Source organism: Alteromonas sp. S015 (genome assembly GCF_036864485.1).
GTDB lineage: Bacteria > Pseudomonadota > Gammaproteobacteria > Enterobacterales > Alteromonadaceae > Alteromonas.
This window is the reverse complement of sequence record NZ_JAZETO010000001.1, coordinates 355,765-367,162: the sequence shown is the minus strand read 5'-3', so window position 1 is coordinate 367,162 and position 11,398 is coordinate 355,765. Positions and strand designations below refer to the sequence as shown.

Here is an 11,398-nt window from a genome sequence, read left to right as displayed (position 1 = left end):
TTAAAGGTCGATAGATCCCAGCGAGCCTGTCATTGAATCGAAGCGCATTTTAACGAGCAACAGGGGGCTTATCGTTTACGGTTCCCCAATGCTTTACAAAATAGTCTGTAACCTGCGAACCAACATTATAGGCGGCTTCTATAGCGGCTCCCATTGCTGCATATCCATCGCCAGAACTCTCTAACTTTAGGTTCTCAGCTGCGCTCAACGATGGTGGCTGCATGGTAAAATTACTCGCTGTTCTAAGAATGAGTAAACGGTCTTTGTCTACCAATCCAGCATTGTCTAAATAGCTTAAGCTTTGTAGTGTTGCTGAGTCTTCCATGCCCGAGGTGACAAAATTTCCTTTGCCTTGCGTCCAGTATGCCACCCAATTGTTTGCCCACGTGTTTAGTTTTTCGCCATGCCAGAAGGTAGAGGCGGATAAATGTGAGCCTATAGATACATTGGGAAGTGCCTTTGCATTAGCTGAGTTGGTGTATTTCGCTCTCAATGCATCCATCGCTTCATTGTTTAAAAGCTTAGTGTCTTTAGTTAATGAATAAGCCCACTTAGCCAACGGTAGGTTAAGCGCGTAAACTTCACCATTTGGGCTGTGGCTTACATCGACTAACTCTGCATTTTCATAAGGAGCATGAGTAAAGAGGGGGAAGTAACCTGTGCTCCACGCTGAAGGAATTTCTCTTGCGTCGATTTGATGCGCAAGGTCGCCATCTACAACGTAATCTGTCCAAATAGCACTTCCAATAGTATTATCGGCAGGGTCCACGCCTGCAATGCCAGCTACAAGCCAATAGGCTTTTGATAAGTCAAAGCGAGGGTCGAGCCCTAGTGCCATTATTGCCGCTGAAGCACGGGCTATACCCATACCCGTAACTATGCCAATTACGCCTGTTTCAGTATTTGCATACACATCGTGAAAGCCGTGGGGTAGTGGGTATCTCGTTGTGAGTTTCTTGCGGGTTTTCCACAACTGAAATTCGCCGGGGGCGTCACCTTCATCATCACCAATTTCGAACATGCTCACCACTACCACTTTAACTTCCATCGGTTGCTTTTCTTCGATGGCGAGTGCATTTGAAGATAAAACATTCATCATCACACTAACGAGCACTGCCAGTGCGAATGACTTATTAGTAGAAGAGTTGCGACTGTATTTATCAATAGGCAATAGAATGAGTTTTTTAAACAGTGCGATTAGAAGAGAACAGTACATAAGATGCTCCTAAAAAAAAGAGCTCAGGTTTTAAAAAAACTGAGCTCTTTAGTGAATGTGATGCAGTGAATTAAATTGTCGCACTTCTATATTGGATAGAAGTGCGACAACACCACAACTAAGCGTAATTAGAATGAGTAAGTAAATTTAGCATTCCAGTGACGCGGTAGTTCAGGTAGAACAACCTGGCTACCAAACAGATCTGGGAAGTTAGAACGGAAATAACGTTCATCAGTTAGGTTTTTAACGGTTAAGTTAAACGACCAATCTTCAGCCTGATAAGATAAACCTGCATTTACTAGCGTGTAAGAAGGTAGCGTTACAGCCGCAGAAAAACCTGATGCAACTTCATCAACATCAACTACACTCACGTTAGCTGCATAACCGTTTTGAAAATCGTAAGTCGCTGTTACGGTATACACGTTTTCAGGAATGCCTGCTTTACGTGCATCTGTGTTAGCGAAGCCTTCACCAATCAAGTTCAAGCCAATTACGTTACCACCAAATACCAACGAAGGATCGGTAAGGCTAGATAAGTCTTCAGCGCCTAAGAAACCAAACTGGCTTCCGTTTTCACGTGCAGTAAGATTGATAACCTTAATGTTAGTGTAGCCCGCAGATACGACTAAGTTTTCGTTCACAACCCAACGAAGTTCAAATTCAGTCCCTTTGTTGTTCGTAGTGTTGTTCGTTACGGTATTCTGACTGCTAAAATCAGTTCTTTCCATTTCGAATGATGAAAGTGCAAAGTAAAGCGTGTCATCTAACAGTGAACCTTTCACACCAAACTCAAATAGGTCAGAAGTATCAAACGCACCGTCTTCAAGTTGCTCTACACCAATCTCAGCACCTTGACCAGCGATAATGGTCGCTTGCTCAGCGGCTGTGATATAGGGAATTAAGCCAAATGGTAGTTCATAAGAGATACTGGCATTCCAAGACCATCCACCTACCGTATCTTCAGCAGAAACTGGTGTACCCTCGTTACCTTCAATGCGAGCACTTGGCAATATTAGGTCTTGACGCGAGGTGGTTTCAATATCAATGGTGTCATAACGTGCACCAAGAACAAGGTTCAAGCCCCAATCCCAGGTAAGGTCGGTCATTACACCCAAGCCTATATCAAGGTAGTTGCCATCATCGTAGTTATCATAATTCATGCCTGAACGAGTCGACAGTAATCTTCTGTCTAATGCCGATGACGGCATAGTCAAATCACGACGGTTAAAGTATTCGTACGTAAAGTCATCACCGTGTAAGAAGTCGGTGTAACGAATTGACGGAGAAATTTGAAGTTGCGCTAACAAACTGTCGTTTTCATATTCTGTAGCGAAAACAAGTTTGTCTTCGACAACCCAGCTATCGTGGAACTGAGAGAAACCATACGCATTTTCATTGATGTTATCGTATGAATCGTAAAAGAACTGGTTACGAATTTCCCAATTATCTGAGTAATAAATAGTATCGAAATAGAACGTTATCGCTTCGTTACCAAGTTGGTCATCTGGAGCAACTAATACTTGGCTGCCGCTTAGTGTGGTAGTACCAACATTTTCTAGCGCCATTAATTCAGTGGCTTCGTCATCGGTAAATGATGATCCAGGCACGTAGAAGAAACTGTTACCCGCAATGTTTACTGCACCATATTCTTCATGGCTAATGGAGCCGTCGCCATCCGTATCTAACGACTGGGCAGTACCAGTAATATAAGTACCGTCGTCAATAAGTTCTTGCGTTAAGCGGTTCCAACCGGCAACTTGGTTGCCATCGTAATCATGGTACATACCACCAAATTCAAATCGAAGGTTATCGGTAATATCTATGTTGAAAGCAGCTTGTAGAATAGTTTGGTCGGTTTGTGTATTTTCGTAGTAGCTATCTGAGTTTTCTAGCTCACCGTAAATGTAGTAACCCATTTCTTTACCAGCTACGCTAGTAGGGCCGCCAACCTCTGCTGTTAAAATGCTTTTATTCCAAGAGCCAGTCGTATATGACAACGCGCCAGTAGGTGCATCTAAATACTGACCGCCTGCAGCCCGGGCAGATTTAGGATTAAAGTTTAGGTATCCACCAATTTTAGATGGACCATAAATAGGTGATGCAGGGCCACGTACAATATCGATACGACTAGAAGCACCAATTGGGGTAGGGTAGTTACCAGGGTTATCTAGACGCTTAACGCCACGAAAATATGTTTCGCCCGGTGTACCACGTACGTCAAGTGAGCCTGCAACACCAAAGAAAGACTGGGTGAACGTACCCGGTGCAAATGCTACTAATTCATCAATATCAGAAACGTTAAAACGTTCCATTTGCTCTTGAGAAATAGTGGATGCTGAGCGCGGTGTTTCAAGAATAGATTTACCAAAGCCAAATACTGACTCAACGTCTTGACCGGGTAAGCTGCCTAGCGACCCAGTCACCTGAATCTTCTCGACATCTTTTTCTTTTACCTCTGTCTCTTCTTGTGCAAATGCTTGAGATGACAATGCTACCGCCGTTGTCATCGCTAAAGCTTTTGCTAGAGGAGATAATTCGAATGTAGTGTTTTTCATGGTTTCCTCATTATTTTTAGTTGCCCTTATTTAGGGCTTTATTAACGCACTATTTCTATTGCGCCTTGCTGTATGCAAGAGGTTTAGCAGGATGAGTGCCAACTTCTTAACCAGTTGGTCAACTTTTGACCTATCCTTAAGTTGCTGAATTATAGGGTTTTAAAAATATAATATTGTTCTTATATTGTTATCATTATGTTAATGAATAAGGTTTTTCTTATTTTTGCACCTTCGCAGTGATTTCTACCGGGTTTTTGCACTATAAAGGGCAGGGCGCAGTACTTGCCGCTGCTTTGTACCTAATATCGCTTTATGGGTTGAAGCTGCCGAGTTACTGCGACTCTCTTTAGTGCTTTTTTTTATTTCAGGAAGAGCGGCCTTCACCGAGTTATCCGAAGCTTCGCTTGCGTTACCTTCTGATAGTTGATTGCCGGTGGTTGCCAAAGCTTCTGACTTATCACTAGCGCCTTTTTTCCCGGGTAATGTTAAATCTAAAATAACCGCCGTAAGTCCTGCTGACGTAACAGGGGAAAGCAGGATGTGCTCAAGCCAATTAGGAAGTTCGGCTAAGGCTTCGGGCACCATCATTACCCCAATTGCCATACCAAGGGCGCAAGCCGTAACCAAACTGCTGCGTCTATCCAACGCATAGCTGGCTAGAAGTTTAAGGCCGCCTACTGCAACCATGGCAAACATCACTAATGTTGCGCCGCCTAAAACAGGCTTAGGGATTGCCTGCAGCACACCACCAACAATTGGAAAGCAGCCAATAAGTACAAACAGCGCAGCAACAAAGAAGCCCACTTTACGGCTGGCAATACCGGTTAGCTGAATAACGCCATTGTTTTGACCAAAGGTAGTGTTCGGAAACGTGTTAAACATACCGGCCAGTAGCGAATTTACGCCGTCGCCTAAAATACCGCCCTTTACTCGGGCTAAGTAAATTGGACCGCTTACGGGTTGCTTACAGAAAAGGCTGTTGGCAGTTAGATCGCCCGCTGTTTCTATAGCGCTGAATAAATAAATTAGCGCAATAGGCAAAAACAGATTGATATCGAATGAGATGCCAAACGCAAATGGCGTAGGAATAGCTACAATAGATAAAGAGGCAAGGCCGCTAAAATCAAGGCCTTCTGTAAAACCAACATACGTTGTACCTATGGCCATGCCAATAAAAATTGCGCTTAAGCGAAGCCAATGGTTGGTAGACGCATTTAAGAATACTATAACCATTAATACGCCAAGGCCTACTGCTAAGTTCTCAGTACTGGCAAAATCAGCGGCATGAAAACCACCGGCAAGATCGGTCATACCTACGTTTATCAAGCTAAGGCCTATAGCAGTGATCACTATCCCCGTGGTTAAAGGCGTAATAATGCGCTTGAGTTTATTCACAAATAGGCTGAACACTACCTCAACTAACGCCCCAGCCATGGTCAGGCCAAACAGTAGGGCTAAAATATCCTCTGGCGTTCCGCCATTCGCTTTTACTTGGTTTCCGGCCAAAATCAACGCACTAATAAACGCAAAGCTAGTTCCTTGAATGGCGACAAGGCCACTGCCTATTGGGCCTATACGTTTTGTTTGAATTGCTGTGCCAAGGCCGCTAACAAACAGCGCCATACTAATAAGATAAGGTGTGTATTCAGTAAGGCCTAGCGTTGATGTAACAATAAGAGTAGGGGTTATAACACCAACGAAGCTCGCCAATAAATGCTGGAATGCCGCGGTAAGAGAGGGAAGAAATGCCGGGCTATCATGTAAGTCGTAAAGTAATTCGCTGTGATTTGAAGACATGAGCAATTTTTCTTGATGACAGTTGCTCATTAATTGCAAGATATTGACCAATTGGTCTGTTTGGTTTTGAGTTGTTAAGGTGTTGTTTTTTATTTGTTTTATGCGTGGTCTGTAAATAACTTAAAGCAATCAGGAAGTGACCAAGCCCCAATTTGGTGCCTAAACGAAAAAATGCGCTAATTTAGCGCATTTTGTAAAGTGATAAAGGCATTAAATTAAAAGGTGACACCTTCATCTAATGTCACAAAAATAGAGTGGCGAACTTCATTGTACATAGCCCGTGAACAGTGGCCTTCTCCTTCGGTATCTTCCAGTAACAGTACGTCGCCTGCCCCAAATACATGACGCTCGCCGTTAGATACGGTAAATTCTGCGCGCCCTTTTAAGATGAAAAGTAACTGTCGTGCAGGCGCAGGGTGCCACTTGAAGTCATAATCTGCGGGGGTTTCGCGGAAAATAACTTTATCTGCACCAAACTTTTCTGACAGCATGCCGATAGGACCGCCGTCTTTTAGCACTATCTCAACTTCACCAAAGTGGCTTTTGCCCGCCTCATCGTTGTAAATCCTTGTTATTTTCATTATTAACCCTTAATTCAAACTTTACTGATTAGAACATTACGCGTGCTTAAGCTTGCTGATAGTTCTATAAAGCACTGACAAACTTGCCGCTACATCTTCACCCGTAATAGACTCAGCAGGATGGTGGCTAATGCCGCCCTTACAGCGTGTGAACAGCATGGCTACTGGGCATATATCTGCAATAGCCATAGCATCGTGACCTGCACCAGATGCAAAAATTCGCGGTGCAATACCGCTTTCCTCTACGCCGCGAACTAACGCGTCTTTCAACTGGCTATCGCAATGTACTGCAGGCGCACTGTGGGTTTGCTCGTGACTAAGCGTTACTTGTCTAGATTGCGCAATGTCATCAAATTTTTGCAATATTTCTGCCAATACTGAATCGCGCAAATTGTCATCTTCGCTTCGAATATCTAAGGAAAAGCGTGTGCGACCCGAAATGACGTTAACGCCGTTAGGCGCATTGTCAATTTTCCCTACGGTAGCTACCACGCCCGGGCGTTTCAAGCTTATACTCTCAACAGCAAGTAGCATTTCTGCACTTGCACATAGGGCGTCGCGACGCATTGACATAGGAACAGTACCGGCGTGACCCGCCATGCCTTCTACCGTAAAGTTAAAGCGTTTCGCACCTGCAATGGCACTGACCACACCTACAGGCAAGTTTTCTTGCTCTAAAACAGGACCTTGTTCAATGTGAAGCTCTATGTAGCCCAAAATGTCAGTACGCGAGATGGCCGCACTATTCACCGCATCGAAATTAAGCCCAAAGTTTGCCATGGCTTGCTCAAGGCTCACGCCATTTTCATCTTTTAAATGGCGCCATTGCTCTTGCCACTTGCCCGTTAACGCGCGGCTTCCTAACAGCGTGGTGCCAAAACGCGTGCCTTCTTCGTCACAAAAACCTACGATGTCGATGTGAAAAGGGAACTTAGTTTGTGTACCATCGAACATGGCCACCAGAGAAATAGCAGCGACCACGCCAAGCATTCCGTCGTACTTTCCGCCGTTAGGCACCGTGTCGAGGTGACTGCCTAAAATCAATCGCGGTGCGTTGGGTACACTTGATGTATAGCGTCCCCAGATATTACCGACGGCGTCTTGCCACGTTGTCATACCCGCTTCAATCATCCAGCCGGAGGCCAGTTGATTCGCAAGTTTGTGTTGATCAGTTAAGTAGCGCCTGTCTAGACAAGTTGGGTCTTGGCTTATTGTGCCTAATGTTTCACACCTCGCCATAACCTGTGTCGCCAGTTCAGTAAATTCTACGAATTCACCCATTCGCGACTCCCGCCGCTTTGGCTTTGGCGTAAACGCTAAGGGCTGCATCTACCCCTTTACCCGCAGGTAGCTCAAATTCTTGCATACGAAGCACGGTTTCAAGTGACTGAAGTGTGTGAAGAACCGCGTCTTCTCTGGCGTTGTAGCCCATGGTGCCAATGCGCCAAATTTTGCCTTTCAGCGGGCCGAAGCTAGTGCCAATTTCAATGTTAAAGCGCAGAAGCAAGGTTTCGCGCACCTCCTCGCCATGAACACCATCTGGAATGTGTACGCCAACAACGTTGTACATCTTGTGTTTCAAATCGCCAAATGGCTCAAGGCCCATGGCTTGAATACCGGCAAGCATGGCATCGCCGGCCACTTTGTGGCGAGCAATAACATTTTGTTGGCCTTCTTCTAAATGCACACGTGCGCATTCGCGTGCGCAATAAAGCATACTGGCCGCTTCGGTATGGTGGTTTAGTCGCTCTTCGCCCCAATAATCCATGATCATAGGTAAGTCGAAGTAGTTTGAGCGAATTTTAGGGCCACGTGCGGCTTCATGATGCGCATCGCGAATACCTGCTTCAACGTGATGACGGGTACGCACGGTTTTAACAAATTTGTCGCTTAGTGTAATAGGTGCGCTGCCCGATGGACCACCTAAACACTTTTGCAGGCCAACTGATACCGCGTCTAACTTCCATGCGTCTACCTCTAGCGGGTTACCGCCTATTGACGCGGTAGCGTCGCAGTAAAACAAAACATCGTGCGCTTCACAAATAGCACCAATATTCTCAAGCGGTTGAAGCATGGTGGTAGACGTATCGCCTTGTACTATGGCAAGAAGCTTAGGTTTTACTTCTTTTATTGCGGCTTCTATTTGCTCAGGTGTAAATACTTCACCCCAAGGTACTTCAATGGTGTGTACTTCAGCGTCAGCACGCTCAGCAATTTCGGCAAGTAAATGGCCAAAACGCCCAAAGATAGGTACAAGCACCTTATCGCCCGGTTCTATCGCTGATACTAAAACAGCTTCAATACCCGCCCGCGACGTACCATCAACCAGAAAAGTTTGCTGGTTTTTCGTATTAAAAACATCGCGGTAAAGCTGCATCACTTCATTCATGTAGCCGGTCATAATGGGGTCATATTGCCCTACTAACTGGGTAGACATCGCGCTTAATACACGTGGGTAGCAGTTAATTGGACCAGGGCCCATTAACAGTCGAGGGGGCGGATTAAGTGGTGCGAACGTACTTGTAGATGCTTCGGTAGACATGTGAGCACTCCTAGATAAGCACTTGCGCCAGCATGCGCAAGCCAGTGATGATAAGAACAACGGCAAAGATTTTCTTAAGTAAACCAGCGTCTAGTTTGTTGGCGATAGTTGCACCAAGTGGCGCAAATAACACGGTAAGTGGAACAATGCAGGCAAAGCCCAGTAAGTTTACGTAGCCGTAGGTAGCAAAGGGTGCATCGGCAGGTGTAGTACCTACAAATAGCAGGGTAAGTGCTGCTGGAAGCGAGATGATCAGGCCAACCGCGGCGGCTGTGCCCACCGCTTTATGCGCTGGATAGTTACAAAAAGTAAGGGTAGGTACGGTTAACGTGCCGCCGCCAATACCCACCATAGAGCTAAACAGCCCAATACAGGTTGCCATAACCGACTGACCCGCACGGCCCGGAAGCCCTTTAAATAAGGCGTCTTTCTTGCCAATAAGCATATTAACTGCTGACAAGGTTGCGATAACACCAAATAGTAAAGTCAGGAATGTTGGGTTAACCACTGTTACCGCATAACTACCTACAAGCACGCCAATTAAAATAAATATTGCCCACGCTTTTAACAGAGCAAAGTCTACGTTTCCTTTACTGTGGTGAGCGCGAATAGAGCTAACTGAAGTAGGAACAATTGTCGCAAGCGAAGTGGCTGTGGCTATAACCATTGCGCTTTCTGGCGACACACCAAGGGCTTGAAATAAGAAAAACAGTACCGGCACAATAACAATGCCGCCACCCACGCCGAGCATGCCTGCCAGTATGCCCGCGAATACGCCTGTTCCCGCAAGCGATAATATAACCGTAAGGTTATCCATTAAAAACTGCATGTGATTTCTTTCTCTTTAACGTTTGTTGTTTTAACTATTTTGTACATGCTGCGTTCTAGCGATTGCGTCTTAGTAACGACAACCTAAACGCCAAGGCTTAAACGCAGCAACGAAATTAGCGATGCCCTAAGTAGGCTTTACCGTCGCTTCTTGGGTCGCTTGCGCCGCTTACGGTGCCTTCTGTGTCTCGAATAATTGCGCCAGCATGGCCCATCAATTCATTGCAAGGATCTACCGTCACCATATCGTGGCCCCGAGCCAGCAAGCTCTCGCCCACATATTCAACCAGGTCACGCTCGGCTTTTAAGTTATGACTTTGGTCGCCCCACGTTCTGCCAAGAAGCCAACGGCCAAGAGATATGGCTTTTGCAATCGGCTGTCCGTGATAAATATGGCGCGCGAAAAGTGCTGCCTGAGTCTGGGGCTGACCTTCACCACCCATAGTGCCGTAGCTCATACGGCGACCATTAATAAGTTCCGCAAAAGCTGGGTTTAATGTATGGAAAGGCTTCAACCCCGGCGCTAGATATTGGTTACTATTAGGGTCTAGCGAGAACGAGGTGCCTCGGTTGTTCCAAACGATACCCGTTTGCGGGCTCACTACGCCTGAACCGAATTCCCAATAAAGCGATTGTATGTAGCTCACCATACGGCCTTCACTATCGCAGCAGCCCATCCAAATGGTATCGCCGTGCTTGGCTTCATGTGGCCATGGCAGGGCTTTGTCTAGTGAGATATTCTTTACCATCTCATCAAGTACATGGTCGCTCAGCAGGCTTTGTAAACTTACCGGCGTACGAGAAGGGTCGGTTACGTTTGCGTTACGTGCAATAAAGGCTTGTTTTGTGCACTCAATGAGTAGATGCACCATGTCGGCGTCGGTGCTACCTAAATGCTGAACTCTGTCATAAAGCGCTAAAATAATAAGCGATGCTACACCTTGCGTTGGTGCTGGCAGGTTATAAAGCTTGCCTTTACTGGTAGAAACTGACAAAGGCTCAACGATGGTTGCCTTGTAGTTGTTGAAGTCTTCAAGGCGGATAGGGGAGCCTGCCGCTTCTAAATCTTCAGCCAGTTTTGCTGCTAACTCGCCATGGTAAAAATCATCCAGCCCTTTGTCTGAAAGGTGTTTTAAGGTTTCAGAAAGCTTTGTGAGCTTTAATATTTTGCCTTTTTTAAGGGCTTTACCTTTAATCAGAAACTGAGCGAAGTTTTCATCTGCGCTTAGTTCGTTAAAGGTTTTGTTGCTGGCATCGACTAAACTTTGTGTAACCTCAATTCCCCAGTTAGCTTGGCTAATCGCCGTATCGAATAATGTGCTTAACGGTAAACCGCTTTGCCATTCATGGCTTATTTCAAGCGCAGCTTGCCACCCAGCAACCGCACCTGCCATGGTCAATGCAGACTTTCCGCCTCGGCTAGGGATGGCATCGCACCCTTCGTAGAACCCTGGCGTTGCGCCTTTTGCCGCCACGCCCGATGCATCAATACCAATAGGCTTTTTACCCGGCTCGCTAATTAGCCAAAACCCATCGCCGCCCATACCGTTCATATGTGGGTATTCAACGGCGATAGAGGCGGCTGCTGCAACCATAGCTTCAATGGCTGTGCCGCCTTTTTCAAGAATGTTTAAGCCTACTTGCGATGCCGCAAAGTGAGGGGCAGTAAACGCGATATTTGGTTTTTCACTCATCATTATTTCCTTCAAAAACTCAGCAACCACGCCGTCATTTTGAGCCCTAGTTAGTCAAAAACTAGGCAAATTGACGTGCGTTTGGGTCCTACTTCCGCTTTCTACTTTCAACTTGAATGCGATAGGATGCTGTATGCCTTATTTAAGTGCGATTTAACGGTGACTCAAACAAGGCCAGCACACTG

Annotated in this window: 8 protein-coding genes; all 8 read right to left on the bottom strand. The window is 45.8% G+C overall.

The annotated features are described in order from the left end of the window. Nucleotides 1–49 precede the first annotated feature (49 nt). On the bottom strand, nucleotides 50–1,099 hold the full coding sequence (locus tag V7R42_RS01530; protein ID WP_334018942.1) for a purine nucleoside permease: 1,050 nt from the start codon (nucleotides 1,097–1,099) through the stop codon (nucleotides 50–52). A gap of 245 nt (nucleotides 1,100–1,344) precedes the next feature. Continuing rightward, nucleotides 1,345–3,771, bottom strand: a complete 2,427-nt coding sequence (locus V7R42_RS01525) for a TonB-dependent siderophore receptor (protein ID WP_334018481.1) — start codon at nucleotides 3,769–3,771, stop codon at nucleotides 1,345–1,347. 243 nt (nucleotides 3,772–4,014) lie between these two features. Further along, nucleotides 4,015–5,568, bottom strand: a complete 1,554-nt coding sequence (locus V7R42_RS01520) for a uracil-xanthine permease family protein (RefSeq protein ID WP_334018480.1) — start codon at nucleotides 5,566–5,568, stop codon at nucleotides 4,015–4,017. Between the two features lie 215 nt (nucleotides 5,569–5,783). Continuing rightward, nucleotides 5,784–6,149: a cupin domain-containing protein gene (locus tag V7R42_RS01515; protein WP_334018479.1), complete on the bottom strand. Its 366-nt coding sequence runs from the start codon at nucleotides 6,147–6,149 to the stop codon at nucleotides 5,784–5,786. 36 nt (nucleotides 6,150–6,185) lie between these two features. Then, on the bottom strand, nucleotides 6,186–7,430 hold the full coding sequence (locus V7R42_RS01510) for an allantoate amidohydrolase (protein WP_334018478.1): 1,245 nt from the start codon (nucleotides 7,428–7,430) through the stop codon (nucleotides 6,186–6,188). Further along, complete coding sequence (locus V7R42_RS01505) at nucleotides 7,423–8,691, bottom strand: pyridoxal-phosphate-dependent aminotransferase family protein (protein ID WP_334018477.1); 1,269 nt, start codon at nucleotides 8,689–8,691, stop codon at nucleotides 7,423–7,425. Before V7R42_RS01505 ends, V7R42_RS01510 begins: the two co-directional genes overlap by 8 nt. 10 nt (nucleotides 8,692–8,701) lie before the next feature. Continuing rightward, nucleotides 8,702–9,520, bottom strand: coding sequence for a sulfite exporter TauE/SafE family protein (locus V7R42_RS01500; protein ID WP_334018476.1), 819 nt, complete (start codon nucleotides 9,518–9,520; stop codon nucleotides 8,702–8,704). A gap of 115 nt (nucleotides 9,521–9,635) precedes the next feature. Next, nucleotides 9,636–11,213, bottom strand: coding sequence for a gamma-glutamyltransferase family protein (locus V7R42_RS01495; RefSeq protein ID WP_334018475.1), 1,578 nt, complete (start codon nucleotides 11,211–11,213; stop codon nucleotides 9,636–9,638). Nucleotides 11,214–11,398 lie beyond the last annotated feature (185 nt).

Coding starts and splice junctions, on each gene's coding strand:
- V7R42_RS01495 (WP_334018475.1), bottom strand. CDS start 11,213: ATGAGTGAAAAACCAAATATCGCGTTTACTGCCCCTCACTTTGCGGCA.
- V7R42_RS01505 (WP_334018477.1), bottom strand. CDS start 8,691: ATGTCTACCGAAGCATCTACAAGTACGTTCGCACCACTTAATCCGCCC.
- V7R42_RS01520 (WP_334018480.1), bottom strand. CDS start 5,568: ATGTCTTCAAATCACAGCGAATTACTTTACGACTTACATGATAGCCCG.
- V7R42_RS01510 (WP_334018478.1), bottom strand. CDS start 7,430: ATGGGTGAATTCGTAGAATTTACTGAACTGGCGACACAGGTTATGGCG.
- V7R42_RS01530 (WP_334018942.1), bottom strand. CDS start 1,099: ATGATGAATGTTTTATCTTCAAATGCACTCGCCATCGAAGAAAAGCAA.
- V7R42_RS01515 (WP_334018479.1), bottom strand. CDS start 6,149: ATGAAAATAACAAGGATTTACAACGATGAGGCGGGCAAAAGCCACTTT.
- V7R42_RS01525 (WP_334018481.1), bottom strand. CDS start 3,771: ATGAAAAACACTACATTCGAATTATCTCCTCTAGCAAAAGCTTTAGCG.
- V7R42_RS01500 (WP_334018476.1), bottom strand. CDS start 9,520: ATGCAGTTTTTAATGGATAACCTTACGGTTATATTATCGCTTGCGGGA.